A 22990-nucleotide genomic window follows, 5' to 3' on the forward strand; every position below is an offset into this window, starting at 1 on the left:
ATATATTAACTAACGCAAAAGCTCCATTTTGCATAAAGGTTGCTTAAAATGGAGTTCATCTTGCTAATTAAGTATAATATTTTTATAAATGGTTCGATCATTTCTGAATTAGCCCTTTTTGGGCAGCCTTCCCCCTGCTTCTCCTGAATTTTAAGGTGGTCTTACTGCCCGCGAATAGCGGGATAAAATTTCAACTTGAGGGCATGGGGGCATCGCCATCAAGCTCATTCTTTCTAATGTCCCAAAAATTCTTGCCCAGTCACTCCTTTTGTATCATTCATACGTTAGTAAAAAAGGGGGTAATCCTTATAGTAGCTTTTCTACAATTAATTAGACCCTCCGCATTTAGAGCTATAAAAGCAGTTAACCAGAATATACTTACAGCACAATTTCAACAGATTACTTATGAAACGAAACAATTTGATTTAAAAGATGAGTATAATATATCCGATTCAACCTTTGTTCCTACAAGAAAGGGAGTATATGCTATTAATGCAGGTGCAGCATTTCTTGCTAAGTTTCCTTTTGATGTTTCCCGCACTATAACAATGTTAATACGTGTAAATGATATCGATGTTGTAAAAGAAGATCACTATTTTGTACCAAAATTAGCTGGACGATCTCATGCTGTAAGAGTAAGTACGATTTTACAATTAAATAAAATGGATAAAGTTCAAGCTTGGACAATGATTAGCGGAGGAAACATGACTATTTTGAATAACGAAGGAACACATTTTGAAGCAGCTAGATTTTCATCTCCATAAGATTGCATCAATATAATGAATAACTTTTTTATTCTTCTTTATAAAAAGAAAAAAGAGCTTTTTTTAAAGCTCTTTTTCCTATCTAACTATTGAATTCGAAGTGCTAAAATGTCTCCACAATCTAAAACAATTACAGTTCCTGGTTCTGTTGTATTATCTACAAAAGTTGCACAAAAATTTTCCATATTGAAATTAACAAAAGTGACGTCTTCGATTGTATTTCCACTTAGAAAAATATCTACTTCTGTACCTAATGGTAAAGTTGCTAACTGTTCGCATACGCATTTATCATGATTATGATTCATTTATAGGCACCTCCTTCTAGAGAATTTACTCTATTATATGTTCAAATACAAGAATAGCTTGTTTACTAGTCTATATTCTAAAAGAGAGGCGTTTCACCATTATATACAAGATTTCATATAAAAAAGAAAACAAAAAAATAGCAAAGATTTTTAGAATCCCCGCTATAACAATAATATATAAAATCCTGCATATTAGAATACAAAAATTATTATCCACTGCAATACTATTCCAATGACCATAGCATGTAGCGTTATAACCGCCTGAGAAGTTTCTCCTCTGTTTGATACATATATATCCTCATCACAATTTCTCTTTTTGAAACCAAGCCTCTAGCAATTCCAACTCTCTTTCTTTTGATATACCTGCTTTTCGCTCTGTATCCTTCCTTGATTTTTCCCATTGATACACATCATAAATAGTATCTTCAAAAGGTCTAAAAGAAAGACCAGTGTTAACAGCTTTTTCTATACTAATGAAAAAACCACCTTTCCATGGTTCTGTTTCTCCTTCTAATGGGGAATTTTGGGGAATCCATAAAGGCATCTCCGTCCATGGCTGTACTTTATTTTCCAGTAGAAATTGTTCTTCTACCCATACAAATTGGGCATCGCTGTTTGTTACCGCTTTACAAGCATTTAATAATTCTTCTATCGTCAATTCATCATTCGGCCCTGTTACATTAAACGTACCTACTTTTCTCTTTTGTGCCATATCGAACGCCCAAGTTGTTACATCTTTTACATCAATTAATTGAACAGGACGGTCTGAACGCCCCGGCACCATTATTTTTCCACCTTGTGATACACGCTGAACCCAGTACGGAAGTCGATCCGAATAGTCAAATGGTCCAACGAGAAGCCCTGCCCTTACATGTAACACACGACCCGGCCAATGTTTTTCTGCTTCTTCCTCACATAAAACTTTCAATGCGCCATAATACTCGTAGGGAGATATTTCTCCCTCTTCAACCGCTTTCAACTTATCGCTAGGTGGCATAGACTGTAAATGATAGTCTTCCTTAATATGAAGTGGAATCCAATCTTTATAAGTAGAAATACTTGATATGAATGTATAATGTTCGATGTTATCTCCAAGTTCGGTTGCGATTTTGCGGATTTGATGAGGCGCAAATCCACATGTATCCATGACAACATCCCACTTCCGATTTTTTAAGGCTGATACATCGCTATCTCTATTGCCGGTTAGTTGCTCTACTTCAGGAAATATTTCTTTATTTGTGCCACGATTAAACAAGGTAACTTCATGCCCTCTTTTCAATGCTTCTTCTACCATAGCTCTTCCTAAAAAACGGGTTCCCCCTAATATAAGGACTTTCATATATTTCCCCCTTCCATTTTCATAACCTATTAATTTAGTATTCATTTTAAATAACGATTTTCCTACTTAAAAGGTTACGGGAGATGATGAAAAAATTAATAAATGATGTTGCTTTTGTTCAAAATAGTATGGCGCTTTTTGGATGACAACATTATCTTTAAATTTTCACTTTATTTCCACAATCTTTTAACCTCCACCAATTTCTGACCATGAAATTCCATTCTATATATATCTGGTTTTGATGCATGTAGTAAAAAATTCAAATCGTACTGACTGTCATAATACCCCATCATCAAAGTCATAACAGCTCCATGAGTGCCTAATACTACTTTCTGTCCTCGATAAGTGTTCAATAATTCTTTTAAAACTCTTATAGCCCGCTCTTGACAGGCTACATTAGATTCTCCTCCCATTAAAGCAAAATTGGGATTAGAAAATGATCTTTTTAATAAAGGCATTAACTCCTTATCGGATATTCGCTTATCCCCAGCAGAAAAAACTCGCTCTTTTAAATCTTCAAATACGACAACATCTTGCCCTAAACGTTCTGCTAATCCCTGAATCGTTAGGATGGACCGATTGTATGGGCTTGAAACAAAGACCTCAATGCCCTCTCTTTGTAATATGTCAGTGATTCGATAAGCATCTAATTTTCCTTTTTCAGTTAACCCTCTTGTTCGTTCATTTCCTTCTGCTTTTGGTGAATCACCATGTCTCACCATATAAATAACAGTATTCATCCTTACCATCCTTTACACCGTTTATAATTATCTATACCCTCTTCACAAACAATACTCTACTCCCTCCATCTCCATCATAATTTGTATGTACAGATACTCCATCCACTTCCCCATCACCTACTTCAATTTCAAATCCAATTTCTTGATGGAATTGAATAGACCTTTTATTAACAGGTGATGTTACAGCTTTTACAATATGATGATTATTCACTCGTACCGCATCAAAAAAGTAAGAATAGAGTGCAGAAGCAATTCCCTTTCTTCTATACTTTGGATTCACTCCAATAAAATGAACATATGCCTCATCTTTATATGTTTGCGATAAGAATCCACATAAAAAACCTAACATTTCTCCATCCTCTTCAATGACAAAACTCGTTTCTTGAAAATGAACGAAGAATAACTTTGGCAGCATATCCGCCATATTTCTTCCGTCCCACCATTCGTTAATCAAAGAATGAATCACTGCATAATCTTCCACTTGGAGGTTTCTCACTTTCATTTTCTTTTCCCCCTGCCCTAGTATTCCCGAGTTGATTCCGTATGTACAATCTGAAAGCACACTCTATATTATTTGCTACAGACAATCTCGCTTCCTCTAATCTGAATTTTTTGACATATAAAAGTATTTTTTGTAAGATGTTTAAATAATTAGAATATTAAAAACATAAGAGGTGAACAAATGAAACAATAAAGTTCTGTCCAAAGAAAAGCACTCATTGCTAGTTTAATTGGTAGTTCTATTGAATGGTTTGATTTCTTCCTATATGGAACTGCTGCTGCACTTGTATTTAACAAATTATTTTTCGTAAACGAGGATCCTCTCGTCGCACTCATGCTTTCTTATCTTTCTTTTGGTATCCCGTTTTTCATTCGTCCACTTGGAGGTATTATTTTCAGTCATATCGGTGACAAAATCGGCAGAAAAAAGACACTTGTATTAACTCTATCTCTTATGGGAGGCGCGACAGTATGTATTGGCTTACTTCCTTCCTATGAAAGTATTGGTATACTCGCTCCTATTCTTTTAATCTTATTAAGAATTATCCAAGGATTAGGAATTGGTGGCGAATGGGGTGGTGCTTTACTACTAGCAGTCGAATATGCGCCGAAAGATAAAAAGGGGTTTTTCGGTAGCATCCCGCAAACAGGTGTTACCATTGGAATGTTACTTGGAACTGCGGCAATCTCCTTTATGACAATGATTTCTGGTGATAACTTTGTAACATGGGGATGGAGAGTCCCATTTATTCTGAGTGCCGTACTCGTATTCATAGGATTATAGATTCGAAATGGATTAGATGAAACACCCGATTTCAAAAAAGCAAAAGAAAGCGGAAACAGCTCCTTTCTATATTTTCTCTACATTCATTGTTTCCTACGGTACATCGCAGCTAAAATTACCGAATACAACTGTCTTGAACGCCGTTACAATCGCTATGTTCATTACGACGATTATGATTCCGATTATGGGAAAACTTTCAGATTTCATTGGAAGAAAGAAAATGTACATATGTGGAACGGTCGCTATGCTTTTATATGCTTTTCCCTATTTCCTACTATTAAATCAAGGAACTACTTTTTCTATCATTATTGCAACTGTTATTGGATTAGGGATTTTATGGGCACCTGTAACAGCTGTATTAGGTACATTATTCTCTGAAATTTTTTCCACTCAAGTACGCTATACTGGGGTTACATTAGGATATCAATTAGGTGCTGCACTTGCCGGAGGAACTGCACCGATGATTGCTGCTTATTTAATGAATATATATAACGGTTCTTGGATTCCAGTAGCGCTATATATTGTACTTACTTGCTGCATCTCTTTAATTGCAATCGCTGCCGTTTCAACAAAGAAAATTGCAGAGAATGTACAAAATCAAGATATTCAAGCCTAGTTAGTCCATCGGGGGATTTGCAGCTTCCCCCTTTTCTAGTAAAAAGGAGGATAATTGAAATGATTCATATTACAGAAGAAATGGTAAAAGACATTTATAAAATGAAAGACTGCTTGCAAGACGTAGAAAAAGCATTCCAGTATTATATGAACAATGAGATTACAACACCGGTAAGGCTCAATATCCAGCACTCTCAAGAAGAGGCAAACTCTCTTTACATGCCCTCTTATGTAGCTCCTATCGAATTTGCATCTACGAAAATTGTTAGTATCTTCCCTCAAAATACGCAAAAAGGAAAAAAAAGCGCTACAGAGCTTAATCGTTTTAACAGAAACAAATACCGGTAATCACGTCGCAACAATTGAAGCATCTTATTTAACGACGCTTCGAACAGGAGCAATGAGCGGTATTGCGACAGAACATTTCGCTCGCCAAGATGCTAGTGTTTGCGCTGTCATTGGCTGCGGCGCTCAAGCACTCGGGCAAATACAAGCTGTTATGGAAGTTCGTTCCCTAACGCGCATTCTTCTTGTGAATCGTACAATACAAAAAGCATTTGAATTTAAAAACCAATTACACTCCTTATATCCAAATTGGAGTGGATCCATTGAAATTATGGAATCAGCTGACGATACGGTTGCAATGGCTGATATTGTCATTTGCAGTACCACGTCCACTACTCCTGTCTTTGATGGGAAATACCTCAAACCCGGTACTCATATTAATGGAATTGGCTCTTATCAACCTCATATGCAAGAGCTCGATTTCACCACATTACAGCGCAGCGAGAAAATTATTGTAGATACACTAGAAGGTGTGCAGCATGAAGCTGGAGATTTTCTAATCGCAATTGAAAATAATAAATGGGATTTTTCAAATATATATAGTGAGCTTGGGGATATTATTTTAGGGCATAAACAAGGACGAGCAAATCCTAATGAAATTACCCTATTCAAATCAGTTGGAGTTGCCTTTTTAGATACAGTGGTGGCAAGTTCGATTTATGAAAAATATATGAAATAGTCATCCGTAAAGTGATTTGAAAAGTGCCTATAAAGTAACTGGCCACATTAATACAATCTATATAATTATCCTTCACAAGTGCAATATTTTAGCGTTTATAGTGAATATATCAATGTATAAGGGCGTATATTACTACGCTCTTTTTTCGTGTTTATCAAAAATTACTCCCTTCTATACTGCAGCTGTTGAAAAAGGAAAGTATAATCAACACCTCTGACATTATCCAAAAGATTTTGAAGGTTACAAGAAAATAAGAAACAAAAGGTGTAAAAAAAATTTGAGTAATGTGAATAAAAGTCAGATGGAAATTTAAAAAATGATAGTGTTTCGCTTTTTCTTATTACGCTAAAGGGTAGATTCGTTGAATAGGTGCGTAATCTGGTCTGCCTCTGAATGAAAGAGAAGGTGTAAACATCTTGATATTTTTTTCACTTTAAATTAAAATGAATTCCAGACAATAAAGGTCTTTAATGTATTTATAATGGAGGAAAGTCATGAAATATTCAAAAGCCACAAATTATGCTTTACACACAATGGTATATTTAACACTAACACCGAAAGGAAAATCAACTGGAGTAGAACAGTTAGCTAAAATTCAAAATCTCTCACCAACATACCTTTCTAAAATTTTAACAAAACTTGTTAAAGCAGGACTAATTGAATCAAATCCTGGTGTTAATGGTGGATATAGTATAGCAAGACAGTCTCATAATATTTCATTTTTAGATGTCATTCATGCTATTGAAGGTCAAACAACTTTATTCAGTTGTTCACTGGAACATGAAAAATTATTTAGAAATGAAGACTGTTTAATTGAGAATGTAATGATTGATGCAGAAAATAAGATGAAAGATGAACTAAACAAAAAGTATATTATTGATATTGCAAAACAAATCCAATCAAAAAAGAAAAATAATTGTGATTGTTAATCAATCTAATTATTTTTTTAAATCAATTGCAGATATTAAGAGTCTTTAATATATTTAATTAAAAGGAGCATAATTTATATGAAAAAGAAAGAGTCCCATTCTAAAGAAATGAAACACTTAGCAAAAAAAATTGAATTTCTTGATAATCCTAAAAGAAGAGGAGATATACCTCCAGAAAAGCTACTGAAAATGCTTCCTATTAAGAAAGCTGATACTATGTTAGATTTAGGTGCAGGTACTGGGTATATTACAATCCCTGCTGCTAAAATCGTGGAGGGGTCAGTTTATGCATTAGATATAGATTCTAATATGTTAGAAGTTATAAATTCTAAGGCAAAAAAAGAAAATATTACAAATGTCAAATCTCTTAAAGGTAGTATTGATGATATTCCGCTATCTGAAAATTCAATTGACTTCGCACTAGCTTCATTAGTTCTACATGAGGTTAAGCAGCTATCTCATTCATTACAGCAAATTAAACAAGTACTTAAAGATGATGGATATTTCGTATGTATTGAATTTGAAAAGAAAAATAATCCTACCGATAGCCACCCTAGAATCGCCTCTTCGATTATGGAAAAAGAAATAACGAATGTCGGATTGAAGGTAATACAGAAATTATATCCAACAGATGCTATATATATTATCATTGCAAAAAAATAATTATTGCACACTCTTTACGACTTTATTGTAAATGAAAAAACCTTATTTTCACTTAATATGAGGAGCAAAAAATCAAGATCTACTTATCAGAAAAAATATATAAACCATTATCTTACTCCGTTCATATACAGTTTCCGTCAACTATACATGAGCCTTCTGCAACTAAGGTGGCTTTAGCTACGGAAGACTCATTAAAACAATCAAACTTTTTTATAAAACATTTGAGCAATGAAATAAGAGCATGTTTTGATTCATCTTTTTTCAAAACATGCTCTTTCTATTTATCTTTTATCAGCACCATTATCACGAATTGAATCAAAAATGTCCTCTAAATCCACAAGCCATGCTACTACAGTGAACGACTACGCAGTTTTTTCAAATATCTTTAGATAAGTGAAAAGCATTGTTTATAAAGAACCTATAATTTTCTCATCATCTACCTCATATTTTACTAAGCAATCATTTTCCATGACTAGTTCTTTACCAACTAAATTACCTGTGACACGATCAACTATTTTCTTATACACTTTATTTTGTCTGTATACTTGACCATCTACTTTTCTCACAAATCGATGATCTTCTTCAACGATAGAATACGTATATGGAGGATACTGAGATGCCCTAATCTCTCCATAGATGTATTTTTCATCAAGATGTAGATTAACTTGATAGTAAATATTTGAATTATTTCTCAATTTCAGATCAATAATCCCATTCATCAAAGTCGCGCCTGTTCCAAATGGAATCACACGTCCAGAGTCAGGGAATGGATCGAAACTATGACGATATCTTTCCACTGTTTCTAACTCTGAATGAAGAAACATCCAGTAAAGAAGATTCCCTAACTGACAGAGACCACCACCTATTCCCTTTATCGCTTCGCCATTCATTAAAATAATGCCCTCTTTATATCCAGCCTTTTCACTAGAATTACCAACAAGGTGCCAAAATGAAAATGTTTCTCCCGGTTTAATTACAACGTGGTTTATTTTAGAGATGGCTAACTTTAGATTCGTGATTTTGTTATATTGCAGTTGTATATCCGTATCACCTAATTTTCTAATAAGCAAAGATTTATGTTTATAAATCCTGTAAGGTAAAGGGTTTTGCTCAAATGTTTTTGAAAATTTATAACCTTTAAGACAATCACTAACTTTTTTAAACAGCCTACGTTGCCTAATTCTAATAGGAATTAGAAAAGGAAACCTTTCTGTTAATAATGTTCTTGCCATTGAGAACTGAGCTCCTTTATATATCAATTATATAATGTATTCAAATTTATACTTTATTCATCATCACTAAGCAAATTGATATGTATATCTTACTGTATTCCCTTATAGTATATATTTTTTGTTTGTCATCATCATTCAAACTACTATAATCACTTATACAAAATCTCCGCTTTATAAAATGAATACTTCATGAAATACTTATCAATCTTTTATACTCTACTTACCATAAAATAAATTGAAACAACATTTGTAAATGAATTGGCGCCGTAATGAGTATATAAATAATGATACAATCATACATTCCGGTTAAAATAAAATAGATAAGCGTTATGCTCGCATTTACATATCATAGCCACACTTTTTCATCATTTATATATACTGCAACCAACGCAAACACTAACGATATGAAAAGAATGATCATCTGTAAGATATCTAATAGAATAGAAACTTTAATTTCCTTTGGTCCCCACCGCCGGCAGCATAATTATAAGTACTATACTTAAGCACCATAATCCAACATAGCGAGAAAAGAATATTTGCTCCAATTGCAATCATATTATATTTCTTCTTTAACACATTCCATGTTCCCCCCTCATCTATACAAAAAATGTCAATAACACCATTATATATCATTAGAGTAATATAATATGCAACCATATAAATATTACTACCAAAAAATATATAATTCACCTACGGTATACAATTTCACTTTCAATTACAAACAGCCCTCAAAGATACATCAGAAGTTTTCAATATATCTTGAGGGCTTTCGGAATGATTTCTATATATTCGCTCACTTCATTTTCTCATAAATTTTAATCACCGTTTCTACTAACACAATAAATACCCAAATCGCGCAAAAGATTAAAATAGATTAAAATAGATTGAAATATGGAACCTAATACAATAAAGCCCACTGTCCCAGATCCTTCGACAGATATAGATGTTTGAAATCCATGACTAGGACCATTTATAAGAGAAGCGGTATATACCGAAGCTAGAATTGAAACGACTAAATAAATCACGCTCATCACTTTTAATATTTTTATAGAGATATTAGGAAGGTTTTTCTTGTGGCATTTCAAATTCCCCATTCTCTACCCCTTTTTGCAAACAATCTTCGCATAGAAACTCATCTTGAATCGCTTTCCCCCCGTGCATCGTTCCAGTTATCTCTTTACAACGTGAACACTTTCGTTTTATCATGCTGAATGCCCTCCCCTATGTATGCCAATTATACTTACTATATTCGCTTTTTTGACTATACCCCCTTTTGGATTTGAATTTTTTTACAATTTTATTTGAAATTATATATTGTGAAAGGAGAAATTTCTATATGGGTCTAAAGCCCTCTTTTGGTTATAAAAAGGAGAACCAACACTATATATTACGCCCTAGTTGCTATGCGATTACCTTTGATGAATCCTGCTCAAAAGTAGCTGTTATCAAAAAAGGAACAAGGTATTTCTTGCCAGGAGGCGGTATGGAGAATGCCGAAACACGGGAAGCATGCTTGCACCGTGAACTATTAGAAGAACTAGGCTGGCTGATAGAGATTAAGCAGTATATCGGCAACGCTGAACAATATTTTTACGCTGAAAAAGAAGATATATATTATTTAAATGACGGTTATTTCTATCTTTGCAAGCAGATAGATGAACAGACTAATAGAATGGAGCAAGATCATAAGTTACAATGGCTGTCCCCTTCTGAAGCACAACATTTACTTACACACCAACAATGGGCTGTGAAGCAAGCTACAGCATTACAAAAATAAGATGAGCTCTTTCCTAAGAAAGAGCTCATCTTAACATTAACTTACTTTTTTCAAATTGAGAGCCGGCTTTTTTACCGCTCCTTTTTTCACAACATATAAACCGATAAAAATAACGAACCCGCCGACTAATTGCATCATATTCATTCTTTCTCCAATTGTTACTGCAGCGACAATAACAGCAAATAGTGGTACGAGATACATATAGACCATTACTTTTGTAGAACCAAGTTTGCTGATGCCGACATACCACATGGCTAGCCCAAAAACTGTCGCAAATACAATGGAGTATCCTAATGAACCCCAGCTTAATACATCCGCTGGCCAAGTTAATGTATTTACGTTAAATAAACAATATATGACTAACGGTACAATTCCAATTAGTGTAGACCAAGAAGTTACTCGCATCGCTGAATATTTTGTAATAAGCGGCTGTGCCAAAATTGGATACCAGCCCCATGCAATCGCAGCGACTAATCCAATTACGTTTCCTAACCAAGCATACTCATATGTAGATTGACTCGTATGCCCTGTCAATAATACAAGCGCTGCTCCACTAAACGATAATAAAGAGCCAATCTGAATTTTCATCGAAAAGCGCTCTTGTTTGTGTAATACTGCTAAAATCCCTGTAAAAATTGGTGACATTGCGATTAACAAAGACGCATTTGTTGCTGAGGTGTATTTTACAGATAACATAAATAATGTTTGATACAGTGTAGTGCCAACTATTCCAACGGCTAATAACCGTAGCCAATCTTTTTTCTCAATATGTAACGAGCGTTCCATAAAAAATGTAATTAATAATAATACCGGAGATGCCACTAAAAATCGTAAGCTATTAAATTGAATGGATGACATATACGCCACTCCATATTTTCCAATTGTGTAGTTTGCTCCCCATACTAAAGCAACTGATATTAGGAGCCATTCCATTTGCCATCGTTTCATCCGAATCTCCCCTTCCACTACTATCAGCATAGTAAAATTGGCTGGATACTACACCGTCCAATTGGCTGTTTTTTCACCCAGCCAATTTGTTATAATGAAAATAGCTAAAACTTGAAGGAGTCGTTTTATATGGAATGGCAGTTAGATACAGATAGTAAAATCCCAATATACCAGCAAGTTGTCGACTATATTGAAAGACGGATTATGTATGGAGAGCTTCCTCCTGGTAGCTTCCTTCCTTCAGAACGAAAACTAGCAATCCAATTAAATGTGAACCGTAGTACTGTAACAACTGCTTATAATGAACTTCGCGCTATGGGAATCGTCGAGAGTACAACCGGAAGAGGCACACGTGTCAGTACACATATGTGGGGTGTTTCACCAACTTTCACACCCAACTGGAGAGGTTTCGTAGAAGGTGGTACATTTTTACCGAATTTGCCACTGCTTCGTCATATTCGCGAACAAGTACAGCAAAATGAAAATATCATTGACTTTGCAAATGGAGAACTTGGCTGTAACCTGTTCCCCCATGAGCAGTTGCAAGAAATTTTACATAAACAACCTTTAACGCAGTCACTTAGCTATGATCATCCACAAGGCTATCTTCCGTTAAGACAAGCAGCAGCAAAATATATGAGGGGTCATTTAAAAATTGAGGCAACAGAACAATCGATTATGATTACTTCCGGTGCCCAGCAAGCGCTTCATCTTATCGTTCAATGTTTATTAAATCCAGGTGATGCGGTAGCATTTGAAAGCCCATCACATTGTTATTCATTACCTCTCTTTCAATCAGCAGGCATTCGTATTTTCCCATTACCTGTCGATGAACATGGGGTGAATCCGGAAGATGTACAAGAACTATACCGAAAGCACCGAATTAAAATGATTTTTTTAAATCCAAATTTTCAAAACCCAACAGGTACAATGCTTCATCCGAACCGAAGAAAGAAGCTGCTATCTCTCTGTGCAGACTTACGTATTCCGATCGTTGAAGATGACCCATCGAGTTTACTAACATTAGAAAATAAACAACCTTGTCCTACTTTAAAATCAATTGATGAGAACGGAACTGTCATTTATGTTCATTCGTTATCGAAAATGATTGCACCAGGTCTTCGAATCGGCTGGCTTGTTGCCCCGCAGTCAGTCATAGAAAGATTGTCAGATGCACGGCATCAAATGGAGTTAGGAATGAGTATATTTCCACAGTGGCTTATGCAGCAATTTTTTGAGACGGTTCCTTTTGATATACATATGGAGCAATTACGAAAGCAGCTCGTACAAAAAAGAAATACTCTTGTCGATTCTTTAAACTCCTATCTTCAAGGTGAAATTTCTTTTTCAAACCCGAATGGCGGTATTTACATATGGGGAAAATTAAAGGAACCTATTAACGAAAAACAGCTTATTATGCAGAGCTTAAAGCAACAAGTAGCCTTTATGCCTGGCAGTATTTTTGGTGCGAAAGATGGCTATATTCGGTTATCGTATGGGAAAGTAGATATTGATCAAATAGATGAGGGGATTTCTCGTTTACATGCAGCTATTAAAACTTGCAAGAGGTAAATCATTGGGTATTTTACCTCCCATACGGATTGATTACTAACCATCAATCGGAATTTTATAGACAGTAAGACTCCTACTGACTCTTAGCCGACAAATAGTAGGATTAATGAAAATAAAAGGAGAGGCCAAACGACCAATTTGACCTCTCCTTTTCTATTTCTCCGGTTTTATATAAGGGACGATTTGTGCAGTAGCTCCTACAGAGGCGCCTCGAATAAAATCTTGGTTTTCTAATGCTTTAAAATTTTTAGTTTGCCCCGTCAGCATCATCCCTAAAATTTTCACTTCATCAAACTGTTTATTTTTATTTAACCTCAAAAAATCCTGGATTGTTTTATCACTACCTAAATCAAATTTTTTAAGTGCATCAATAAATTCACTGTATGACTCTTTCGGTGAATCAGATGGATTAAATCCATAAACCGGCACACCAGCAGGACCTTTACTTTCGTCTACAATAGGTGAAGTCATATACCACCATACGATGTTTAAATTACCTGGAATTTTTTCTTGAATTTCTTTTAATGTATACGGTTGATTGAAGGAAATCGCAACTTCTGCAACGTAATTTTCCATTTGCGAAATTTTCCCTAAATCATTTCGCACACCATTATAGTATTTTTTAATAGACGGATGATAAAATGTTGCAACTTTATTTTTCGTTTGTTTATCATACTCATAAAACTCTGTATTAGACCAATAAGATCCTGGTATTAACTCGTTATGGTCAATATTGATACCGAGCCAATCATATGAACTTGTCAATGTACTCCATCGTACTAAATATCCGTTAATATTTTTAGAACGATTTGTTACAATGTTGCCACCAAACATAGAAGAATTACTCATGACTTGAGAATCAATTTGAATATTAGGTTCAGCAATTATATTATGTAAAAATAGTCTCTCATGAAGTTTTGTAGAGCTTTTCGCTGCAAAGTAATTTCCTGTTTTATAAAATAAAGGCAAGAGTATCAATATAACGATAATTGAAATAATAATCGTTTTGAATAATTGTTTTCTTTTCGCTTTCTTTAAGGCATCTTTTAACGAAGTATCCATTAATATTTCCCTCCTACGTTTGAGTAAATAAACTTTCGTGCCCGATATAATTTTTGCTTTACACTATGTACTTTAATATCCAAAATAATCGCTATTTCTTCATACGAAAGATCATAGTAATACTTTAAAAAGAAAACTTCTTTATATTCTTTTTTCACATCTTTTAATAAATTGAAAATTTCATCCTTATTTAAAATCGTTTCAAATTCGCAATCTGTATATTGCAACTTTGAATAAATTTCTTCGGTGAGGTATATGTTTTTTCGTTCCTTTTTCCTTTTCAAATCAATATACTCATTGAGTGCAACTCTAAAAAACCACGGACGGATATTTTTCTCTGTTAAATCATCTAACAATGTGTACACTTTATAAAATGTATTTTGAATGATATCTTCTGCATCTTCTTTTTTTGCTCCTTTAGCCATTACTATTTTGAGAACCTCCTCTCCTAAACTGATAAGATAGGAGGCCAACACATCCTCTTTATCCACTCTTCCTCCTCCCTTCTACTTATACAACGAATAAACAATAGAAAATGTATACAGCCAATTAACATTTTCTGCATTTTTATATAATATAAAGTCCATAAAAAAAGATTCATTTTGAGTCAAATACATCAAAATGAACCTTTTTCTTTCATTATTCAAATCTTATTAGCCCATATTTTCTTAAAAGACTTCGTATATATAATTGCAATTACGGCTTGTGCAATAATAAATAGTGATCCAGTTATTGTTTTTATATTATGGTCCAATGCCCCTATTACTCCAAGCGTCAAGCCAATTAAGATAAAAAAGATACTGAGAGGCGGTGTGATTTTCATTAATATTCTAAAAGTTTTATTCATAAAATAGCCTCCTCTGCCTTTTTATTTACCAGAAAATTCTATGTATACATTCATTATACATTATGCATAAGAAGAAACATACAAATATATGGTAATCTTCACTTCTAATATACTATTTTAATTTGAATTTTTTAGGATTATCCATTTTATAAAAATAGATACCTATTTTTTCAACCCACGATACTTCGCGGTAGTTAGTTCTTCTACATATTCATCAAGCTCTGGCATGTCGACGTCTTTCGCTAGCTGAATCGCTCGTTCAATATCATACGGAACACGAACAAGTTGAATAGAAAAACTCGCTGCTTCTTTTTGATTATACACCCCTTCAAAAATCAAATAAGAAGCTTGTGTAATCTCAAGTGGATTCCCTACACTTCCTGCGTTACATAATGTTTTCCCTCTAAAATTTTGAACAAATGCTTGATGAACGTCTCCGTAACAAACGACATCTGGCGTTCTTTCACCTTCCATATTTTCTGTCAAATTACTATTTTCAAACATGCTTACGCGTTCTTCTCTTGATGCATACGGTTGAATTCTTTCATATAGACTTCGAGGTGAAGCATGAAACATTCGGACGAATTTCCCGCTCATCATAAACTCAATTGAAAACGGTAGTCCTCTTAAATAGTTCTCATGTTCTTCTGTAAGCTGTTTTTGATGCCACTTTAGCGTCTCAAATTCAGTCGGTTTTGTGATAAAATCATCCCAATTTCCCATCACAACTTGTTCGCATTCTTTGCGAACGATATCAATGACATCGCTAGACTGTGGTCCTTTCCCTACTAAATCGCCTAAGCAAAAAATCCGTTCTATTCCTCTTAATTTTATATCTTCAAGAACTGCCTCTAACGCAGGGATATTACCATGAATATCTGAAATAAGCGCTATTTTATCCATATAAACACCTCCGATTATTCTATATTTATTATATCCTTATGAAAAGATTTATACCAATTTGAGATATAAGATATAAAACCATTATGTTCTTCTAACACGTCTTTCACATAGACCACCTCAATTAATATATATATAAACTACCTAATATTTGTTGTTTTCGCTTCTGCTTATTCATCCCTTGCAATTCAACCGCAAAAGGATATTCTCCATGTTCGAATAACTGTTCTTGTACAAATCCTTCATCAATCGGTTCACAAAATTGGATGTTTACATTTTTAAGTACGATGCTTTGACAAAGTGCATTCCATTCTTTATGTTTTTCTGGTGAAGTCACTTGTACCTCAAGAATCTCTTTCCACCTTTCTACTGTTTCACGTATATTTTTCACAGCATAGCATATGGTCTGAATTTCTTTTACACCATTGCGATGCGGGGCGATGACGCCTACTTCTTGTAAATATCCCCTTCTGTCCTCGTCAACTCCTTCCCATTGTATAAAGAAAGGTAATTTCGGACTACTCTCTTCCTGTTCTACAAATAACATTTTCCATTCGATCAGATGGCCATCGTTTCTCATTCGCTTTCCTTCGAATGGTCCTTTCACTTGCAACCCTTTTTCCGCGAGCTTTACAGCTAATTCTTCAATATGATTTGTACGAAGAGCAATTTGCAGCATTCCTTCTCCATGTTGCAATTTCTCAACAGTCTCTTGAACAAGTGGATTATCCGCTTTCTTCGCTTTATCTTCATGTTGCACCGCTAAAAATTCAATATAAGATAAATCAAAATAACATAAACTATTCCACGTTCCCCAGTTCGTATGTTCCCCGCCTTGCACGGTATGAAATCCAAGTTCCTTCATTTTCTCTTCTACTTCTTTTGGTGTGCACCCAACAGCATGAACAAGATGATCAAATGCTAACATGATTTCCCCTCCCTTTATCAACATCTTTTTATTATATAACTGTTCTGTTATTTCAATCAATTTAAAAAACTTTAAAAACCTAGTTGCTTTATCAGATTAATATGCATTATAATAATAAAAACTTAATGTTAAGCTGATTGGAAAAACCAAAGGCTCTTTTCTCATTTGAGAAAAGAGCCTTTTTATTTATTATTACAGGGGGATTATACATGCAGAAATTAATTGTCTTTGCTATTATTGGTTTTTTTGCTCAATTGATTGATGGAGCACTTGGAATGGCGTACGGCGTAACGTCTTCCTCATTATTATTAATGTTCGGAATTGCACCAGCAGTCGCTTCCGCATCCGTTCATTTAGCAGAAGTTGTGACAACTGCAGCTTCGGGCGTATCTCATATTCGATTTGGAAACGTTGATAAGTACACTGTTTCCAGACTCACACTACCCGGTGCAATTGGTGCTTTTGTTGGTGCATGCTTTTTAAGTAACTTACCTGGCGACTTAATTAAACCGTACATTTCACTCTTTTTATTTACTTTAGGCGTCTATATTTTACTACGATTTATTATTCAAAAACAGATTGTGAAATCCAATAAACGCATGTCTAGTAAACAACTTATACCGCTCGGGTTATTCGCTGGATTTGTTGATTCAACTGGCGGCGGTGGCTGGGGACCAATTACAACACCAGTCCTTCTTGCACGAGGAAATGAAGCAAGAAAAGTAATCGGCTCTGTTGATACGAGTGAATTCCCAGTATCTTTAGCCGCAACAATTGGATTTTTCATCTCATTAGGATGGGAGCAAGTTAGCTGGGTTTGGGTATTCGCTCTTATGTTAGGTGGCATTTTGGCAGCTCCAATCGCTGCATGGTTAGTACGAATTGTTCCTTCACATTTACTTGGTGTACTCGTTGGTGGACTCATTATTTTCACAAATATCCGAACGCTGCTTACATCATTTAAAGTAGATCCAACAATTATTAATCTTTCCTACGTTGCAGTCGGTCTTGTCGTTATTATTGCACTTTTCATTTCAGTTCGAAATCATTCTGCATCTGCAAAACAAAATGTTGGCTATACAGCTGGACAAAAACGAGTTTTACCGTAAAAGAGAAATAGTAAGGTAAGCAAATAATATGTCTGCTTACCTTTTTTATTTTTTTTCGAAATAAAATTCGCCATAATCCGTGTCGAATTTTATTTTTCTGAATTTTCTTTTAATTTTAGAGGATTTTCCCTATCTTTTTGCGAAACATTTGTATAACAATTTTTTTCATCATTTTTTACATATTCAAGTAGGTTCGGGCGGAGTTTTGAAAACGTTCCCTATACAATAACCGATTATTTTTGATAATTTCCTACAAAAATTCCTTGCAATATTTTCAGAAACTAATTACAATTGCCATATATTAAAAATCACAGCAATAAATAAATCCTCATCAATCCGATGAGGTAGAGGTTGCGGCTTTTATTAGTAGAACGGCTTAGACACAGAGAATGTCAATGAATCCGTTCGAAAGGAAATGCTGCCGAAGTTTATATTTCTTCTCTGGAAGTATGAGCTGGGGCTGTCTCCGAATAGGAACAGAACTGTCACGTTTACAAAGTACCGTGTAAACGTGGGGTGCTATCTTAACGGAAGGGTATGATGGGGTGGTTATTTGTGAAACGTTCCGCCAAATTCCTTTGGCGGTTTTTTGTATTTTTCTCCCCCCGCTCCTTCCTAATCTTACAAGAAAAGGAGTGTTGAACATGAATAGCATAGCTGATCAAGCTACCTCTACAAAACAATCTACACAAGGACAAGGTGAACTAAAGCGCGGGTTAAAATCTCGCCATCTTACAATGATCTCTCTCGGCGGTACAATTGGTACTGGACTCTTTCTTGCTAGTGGTGGTGTCATTCACAAGGCAGGACCTGGCGGCGCTCTCGTAGCCTATGCGGCAATCGGAATTATGGTTTACTTTTTAATGACAAGCTTAGCAGAACTCGCAGCGTATATGCCTGTCACCGGCTCATTTAGCACATACGCAACAAAATTTGTCGATCCATCACTTGGATTTGCACTCGGCTGGAATTATTGGTATAACTGGGCAATTACTGTTGCAGCTGAACTGGCAGCAGTTACATTAATTATGAAATTTTGGTTTCCAAATACTCCTTCTTTAATTTGGAGTGGCCTTTGTTTAGCTATTATATTTCTTTTTAATTATTTATCTGTTAAAGGGTTTGGTGAAGCAGAGTATTGGTTCGCTCTTATTAAAGTAGCAACTGTTATTATCTTTTTAATTGTTGGATTTATGATGATTTTCGGCATTATGGGCGGCGAACCTGTTGGATTTAAAAACTTTACTGTTGCGGATGCACCATTTAACGGTGGTATTATGGCAATCATCGGTGTATTTATGGCTGCTGGTTTCTCATTCCAAGGAACTGAATTATTAGGTGTAGCTGCTGGTGAAACGGCTGATCCAGAGCGTAGTATTCCAAAAGCAATTCGTTCTATCTTTTGGCGTATTCTACTATTCTACATCTTTGCCATTCTTGTTATCGGTTTATTGATTCCTTATACAACTGAAAGTCTTGCAGCAAGTGATGTAACAGTAAGTCCATTTACACTTGTATTTGAAAAAGCAGGTGTAGCATTTGCAGCTTCTGTTATGAACGCCGTTATTTTAACAGCTGTTTTATCGGCTGGTAACTCTGGTATGTATGCTTGCACTCGTATGCTTTGGGAATTAGCACGTCAAGGAAAAGCACCAAAATTTTTAGGCAAACTAAATAGTCGTGGTGTACCCGTTAACGCTTTAATTGCCACATCTCTAGTTGGATGTGCTGCTTTCTTAGCTTCTTTATATGGCGACGGCGCTGTATATGTTTGGCTATTAAACGCTTCTGGAATGTCTGGCTTTATCGCATGGGTAGGTATCGCAATTAGTCACTATCGATTCCGCAAAGCATATATTGCACAAGGAAAAGATTTAAATGATCTTCCTTATAAAGCAAAATGGTTCCCATTTGGTCCAATCTTTGCATTTGCACTTTGTGTAATTGTTATTCTCGGACAAAACTACGGTGCATTTATGGGTGAATCTATCGATTGGAACGGTGTACTCGTTTCCTATATCGGCTTACCTTTCTTCCTAGCAATGTGGTTAGGATATAAATTTACAAAGAAAACAAAAGTAGTACCTCTTGATAAATGTGAACTCTAAGTGATAAAGGTGAGCAAACGTTATGTTTGCTCACCTTTTTTATTGGAATGAATTCTTACATTCAAAGGATATATTCATTTTCTGTCGAATTGTGTATTACATGTAAGAAATTGAACATAAAGAAGGTGCGACATGTTTGTAAATCTTCAAATCGAAACAGAAAGACTACATATACGACCTTATAGGATCTCTGATGCATCCGCCTTATATGAATTACAAAAACAACCTGAAGTAAATTTCTATATTCCAGAACCCGCTTATTCTCTTAAAGAAATTGAAGATATTATTTACTGGAGCATAGACATGAATAAAAAAAATTCTGTAAACCATATTGGTAAATTTAATCTTTCTATTATAGAAAAGGTTTCTCAAAAATTAATCGGCTATTGTGGATTAGGTACATCTGATTTCGAACCAACCTCAACTGAACTATATTACGCATTCTCTCATGATACATGGGGAAAAGGTTATGCAACCGAAGCAACGTCCGCTCTTTTACAATATACTTTTTCGGTAATTGGAATCGAAGTTATTATGGCCTCCGTCTTTCCAGCAAACAAAAAATTTATTCATGTATTAGAAAAACTTGGATTTCAATTTAAAAAAACTGTAAAAAACTTAGAAAAATCTCTCCACGAGTATGAAGGTATGCTGTACTTTCACATTACAAAGGCGTTATTTTTACAAAAGGCGGAATTAAAATGAACATTACTCTTGAAGCTGTTTCTACAGCGCAAAGAGAGATATTAAGAAACTTTTATTCGTTATACTTACATGATTTATCTGAATTCTCTCCTACCCTTCATCCGAATGAAAAGGGATTTTTTGAATTTGATGCTTTTGAACTTATTTGTAACCGGGAAGAGCTTTCCCCTTATTTCGTTAAATATGAAGAAAAATATGCCGGGTTTCTCTTGCTCGCAAAATCACCATTCACAGCGCCTGAGACAGATTACTGTATTAACGATTTTTTCCTATTAAAAGCGTACCGCGGAAAAAGATAGCAAATCAAGCAATTTTACAACTATTAAAACAGTACAAAGGAACCTATTATGTCATGCAATTAAAAAGCAATAACACAGCGGTGAACTTCTGGAAAAAATTCTACCAAAAGAATGGGATAAAGTATCAAGAAGTTGAGAAAACAAGTGATACTGAGTTGTGCTTAACGCAAACATTTACAGTTCCATCCTTACTTTTCAAACCGTAATCTCTATACACTTATCATTTATCGAATCGCTTTCCTTCCCTATTTCTCATGTTTTTGCAATAATAGAATAAGAACTATAAACGAAAGTTGGGATTCCATGAACATTCGCGTAACTGATGAGGCAAAATCTGTATTACATAAATTAAACGTAAATAACAAAAGCATCGTACGTATTAGAGGCACGATGACGAATTCTTGCAGTATATTTGTTGATGTCGATTTAATTTTTGATGAATATAACTCAAATGAAGTTGTTTATGAAGACGAGCAAATCATCATTCAAATGGATGAGTTTACAAAAAACTATGTCGGCGATACGTTAAAGCTTGATTATAAAACGACTGGTTTTAGCATTACAACTCCTAGTGAAACACTTGTATATGGTTTATCGATAAAAAAATGAAGAGTCCCCCTGTTTCTTAACCGAAGCGTGGGGATTCTTCATTTTTACCTAGCAGAATTTTTCTGAAATGACTTATTTCCCGGTGCAAACCAACCAATTAGGGCAATACCGACTAATACTCCATAGAAGATCAAAGTCCAAGCTGTACTGTGTGGAAAATCATGCTCTAAGACACCAATATCCTCATGGGCAAGTGTAATTACAGCGAGTTTGACACCGACCCAGGCAACAATTGCATATGCTGTTGTTTCCAATGCCGGACGTTTTTCAAGGAGTTTCACAAACCAGGTTGCTGCAAATTTAATTAAGACAAGTCCGGCAATACCTCCCAGAAGAACAACAATGAACTGTCCTCCATCCATACCACCAAAATCGTCTAGCGGTGAATCTGGAAGACCCAGTGCAAGAGCAACTGCAGCTAGTATCGAATCGATTGCAAAAGCAAGGTCAGCTAATGCAATCTTTCCTACTGTGAACCAGTATCCTTTATCTGCCGATTCCTTTTCATCGTCCTTATGAATATTCTTATTGTCTTTTCCGAACCGTGCCTGAATGACATGCTTTAATCCTAGGTAAAGAAGATAAGCTGCTCCTATTGCTTGTATCTGCCAGACATTTGCAATAAATGAAATGGCAAAAAGAGCAGCAAATCGGAAAACGAAGGCCATAATGATTCCGTAATTTATAGCTCTTTTTTTCTGATCTTCGGGTAAATGCTTTGCTATTACTGCTAACACAAGGGCATTGTCAGCCGATAACAATCCTTCTAATCCGATTAGAATTAATAGTGCCCAAGCATACTCTAGCCATAATGACTCCATCCACTTCTCTCCTTTCTAAAACGAAAAATTAGGTAAAAGCTTTACTAACAATAGAATTTCCCATTAAGCCATATGAAATCCTAAAACTTATAGCTAAAATATTTTGACAGTTACTTCTTTGTCCTTTATTTGTTATAATTTCAACCAAAATCACCTGGAGATGTCAATTTTCTCGTTTTGGGGTATTTGCTTTTGTTAGCTTGATGGGCATGGGGTAGTACCAGCGAAGCTGACACCACCCGCAATGTAGATGTAATTAAATGGGGAATTATTTATTGATGACCTCGTTATATTCCTGCTGGACACCGGGGATTGCAAGCTTTGAATAGACCTATGCCCGCTTCCACTCCGTCCAACCAACTCCGCGTCACGTCCTAATTCTGTTCCAAAAAGGTCGATGAAATTGAAG

The 22990-nt window shown here is 35.1% G+C and carries 22 protein-coding genes, 3 pseudogenes and 1 riboswitch; of the genes and pseudogenes, 12 read left to right on the plus strand and 13 right to left on the minus strand.

Annotation, left to right across the window (positions count from 1 at the left end; genetic code table 11):
• Nucleotides 1-203 precede the first annotated feature (203 nt).
• Nucleotides 204-764 carry a hypothetical protein gene (locus tag HRG09_RS28825; RefSeq protein WP_254610051.1) on the plus strand — a complete coding sequence of 187 codons (561 nt, stop codon included), beginning with the start codon at nt 204-206 and terminating at the stop codon, nt 762-764.
• Between the two features lie 86 nt (nt 765-850).
• On the opposite strand, the gene HRG09_RS09960 is transcribed toward HRG09_RS28825, so the two are convergent.
• The 4 genes from HRG09_RS09960 to HRG09_RS09975 all read right to left on the minus strand — a co-directional run bounded on the left by HRG09_RS09960 (nt 851) and on the right by HRG09_RS09975 (nt 3650).
• Complete coding sequence (locus HRG09_RS09960; protein ID WP_174100643.1) at nt 851-1069, minus strand: penicillin-binding protein; 219 nt, start codon at nt 1067-1069, stop codon at nt 851-853.
• Nucleotides 1070-1370: 301 nt separating this feature from the next.
• A complete protein-coding gene (locus tag HRG09_RS09965) occupies nt 1371-2408 on the minus strand; it encodes an NAD-dependent epimerase/dehydratase family protein (protein ID WP_174100644.1) in 1038 nt (345 codons plus the stop codon).
• Between the two features lie 170 nt (nt 2409-2578).
• Nucleotides 2579-3148 (minus strand): histidine phosphatase family protein, encoded by a 570-nt coding sequence (locus tag HRG09_RS09970; protein ID WP_174100645.1) that lies wholly within the window; start codon nt 3146-3148, stop codon nt 2579-2581.
• A 31-nt stretch (nt 3149-3179) separates the two neighbouring features.
• A complete protein-coding gene (locus tag HRG09_RS09975; protein WP_174100646.1) occupies nt 3180-3650 on the minus strand; it encodes a GNAT family N-acetyltransferase in 471 nt (156 codons plus the stop codon).
• 216 nt (nt 3651-3866) lie between these two features.
• Here HRG09_RS09975 and HRG09_RS09980 point away from each other — a divergent pair.
• The 4 genes and pseudogenes from HRG09_RS09980 (at nt 3867) to HRG09_RS09995 (ending at nt 7664) form a co-directional block, all read left to right on the plus strand.
• Nucleotides 3867-5049, plus strand: a pseudogene (locus tag HRG09_RS09980) (MFS transporter).
• Nucleotides 5050-5108: 59 nt separating this feature from the next.
• Nucleotides 5109-6072, plus strand: a pseudogene (locus HRG09_RS09985) (ornithine cyclodeaminase family protein).
• Nucleotides 6073-6566: 494 nt separating this feature from the next.
• Nucleotides 6567-7001 carry an Rrf2 family transcriptional regulator gene (locus HRG09_RS09990; RefSeq protein WP_174100647.1) on the plus strand — a complete coding sequence of 145 codons (435 nt, stop codon included), beginning with the start codon at nt 6567-6569 and terminating at the stop codon, nt 6999-7001.
• A gap of 78 nt (nt 7002-7079) precedes the next feature.
• Nucleotides 7080-7664 carry a class I SAM-dependent methyltransferase gene (locus HRG09_RS09995; protein WP_174100648.1) on the plus strand — a complete coding sequence of 195 codons (585 nt, stop codon included), beginning with the start codon at nt 7080-7082 and terminating at the stop codon, nt 7662-7664.
• 407 nt (nt 7665-8071) lie between these two features.
• Here HRG09_RS09995 and HRG09_RS10000 read toward each other — a convergent pair whose 3' ends face one another.
• Both HRG09_RS10000 and HRG09_RS29375 read right to left on the minus strand, forming a co-directional pair.
• Nucleotides 8072-8896 (minus strand): VanW family protein, encoded by an 825-nt coding sequence (locus HRG09_RS10000; RefSeq protein WP_174100649.1) that lies wholly within the window; start codon nt 8894-8896, stop codon nt 8072-8074.
• A gap of 793 nt (nt 8897-9689) precedes the next feature.
• A pseudogene (locus HRG09_RS29375) lies at nt 9690-10102 on the minus strand (DUF3980 domain-containing protein).
• A 130-nt stretch (nt 10103-10232) separates the two neighbouring features.
• Here HRG09_RS29375 and HRG09_RS10010 point away from each other — a divergent pair.
• Complete coding sequence (locus HRG09_RS10010; RefSeq protein ID WP_174100650.1) at nt 10233-10673, plus strand: NUDIX hydrolase; 441 nt, start codon at nt 10233-10235, stop codon at nt 10671-10673.
• Nucleotides 10674-10709: 36 nt separating this feature from the next.
• Here HRG09_RS10010 and HRG09_RS10015 read toward each other — a convergent pair whose 3' ends face one another.
• Nucleotides 10710-11621, minus strand: a complete 912-nt coding sequence (locus HRG09_RS10015) for a DMT family transporter (RefSeq protein ID WP_174100651.1) — start codon at nt 11619-11621, stop codon at nt 10710-10712.
• Between the two features lie 129 nt (nt 11622-11750).
• On the opposite strand from HRG09_RS10015, the gene pdxR reads away from it, so the two are divergent.
• Nucleotides 11751-13193 carry a MocR-like pyridoxine biosynthesis transcription factor PdxR gene (gene pdxR, locus HRG09_RS10020; RefSeq protein WP_174100652.1) on the plus strand — a complete coding sequence of 481 codons (1443 nt, stop codon included), beginning with the start codon at nt 11751-11753 and terminating at the stop codon, nt 13191-13193.
• A gap of 153 nt (nt 13194-13346) precedes the next feature.
• On the opposite strand, the gene HRG09_RS10025 is transcribed toward pdxR, so the two are convergent.
• The 5 genes from HRG09_RS10025 to HRG09_RS10045 form a co-directional block, all read right to left on the minus strand.
• The gene (locus HRG09_RS10025) at nt 13347-14255 is read right to left on the minus strand and encodes a sigma factor regulator N-terminal domain-containing protein (RefSeq protein WP_174100653.1); all 909 of its coding nucleotides are present in this window, start codon (nt 14253-14255) and stop codon (nt 13347-13349) included.
• Nucleotides 14255-14746: an RNA polymerase sigma factor gene (locus tag HRG09_RS10030; protein ID WP_174100654.1), complete on the minus strand. Its 492-nt coding sequence runs from the start codon at nt 14744-14746 to the stop codon at nt 14255-14257. Before HRG09_RS10030 ends, HRG09_RS10025 begins: the two co-directional genes overlap by 1 nt.
• 152 nt (nt 14747-14898) lie before the next feature.
• Complete coding sequence (locus HRG09_RS10035) at nt 14899-15102, minus strand: hypothetical protein (protein WP_174100655.1); 204 nt, start codon at nt 15100-15102, stop codon at nt 14899-14901.
• A gap of 162 nt (nt 15103-15264) precedes the next feature.
• Nucleotides 15265-16005: a metallophosphoesterase family protein gene (locus HRG09_RS10040; protein WP_174100656.1), complete on the minus strand. Its 741-nt coding sequence runs from the start codon at nt 16003-16005 to the stop codon at nt 15265-15267.
• 121 nt (nt 16006-16126) lie between these two features.
• Nucleotides 16127-16930 carry a VOC family protein gene (locus HRG09_RS10045; RefSeq protein ID WP_174100657.1) on the minus strand — a complete coding sequence of 268 codons (804 nt, stop codon included), beginning with the start codon at nt 16928-16930 and terminating at the stop codon, nt 16127-16129.
• Nucleotides 16931-17139: 209 nt separating this feature from the next.
• On the opposite strand from HRG09_RS10045, the gene HRG09_RS10050 reads away from it, so the two are divergent.
• The 5 genes from HRG09_RS10050 (at nt 17140) to HRG09_RS10070 (ending at nt 21760) form a co-directional block, all read left to right on the plus strand.
• On the plus strand, nt 17140-18039 hold the full coding sequence (locus HRG09_RS10050; protein WP_174100658.1) for a sulfite exporter TauE/SafE family protein: 900 nt from the start codon (nt 17140-17142) through the stop codon (nt 18037-18039).
• 337 nt (nt 18040-18376) lie between these two features.
• A riboswitch (Lysine riboswitch) is annotated at nt 18377-18569 on the plus strand.
• A 114-nt stretch (nt 18570-18683) separates the two neighbouring features.
• Entirely contained in the window at nt 18684-20147 is a 1464-nt protein-coding gene (locus HRG09_RS10055; protein ID WP_174100659.1) for an amino acid permease, read from the plus strand.
• A gap of 132 nt (nt 20148-20279) precedes the next feature.
• Nucleotides 20280-20852: a GNAT family N-acetyltransferase gene (locus tag HRG09_RS10060; protein ID WP_174100660.1), complete on the plus strand. Its 573-nt coding sequence runs from the start codon at nt 20280-20282 to the stop codon at nt 20850-20852.
• Nucleotides 20849-21151, plus strand: a complete 303-nt coding sequence (locus tag HRG09_RS28840; RefSeq protein ID WP_254610054.1) for a hypothetical protein — start codon at nt 20849-20851, stop codon at nt 21149-21151. Before HRG09_RS10060 ends, HRG09_RS28840 begins: the two co-directional genes overlap by 4 nt.
• 303 nt (nt 21152-21454) lie before the next feature.
• Entirely contained in the window at nt 21455-21760 is a 306-nt protein-coding gene (locus HRG09_RS10070; RefSeq protein ID WP_174100661.1) for an iron-sulfur cluster biosynthesis family protein, read from the plus strand.
• A 44-nt stretch (nt 21761-21804) separates the two neighbouring features.
• Here the strand turns inward: HRG09_RS10070 and HRG09_RS10075 are convergent, their stop codons facing one another.
• On the minus strand, nt 21805-22581 hold the full coding sequence (locus HRG09_RS10075) for a TerC family protein (protein WP_174100662.1): 777 nt from the start codon (nt 22579-22581) through the stop codon (nt 21805-21807).
• Nucleotides 22582-22990 lie beyond the last annotated feature (409 nt).

The sequence above is a fragment of the Bacillus sp. Xin1 genome, from assembly GCF_013314535.1.
Taxonomy (GTDB): Bacteria; Bacillota; Bacilli; order Bacillales; family Bacillaceae_G; genus Bacillus_A.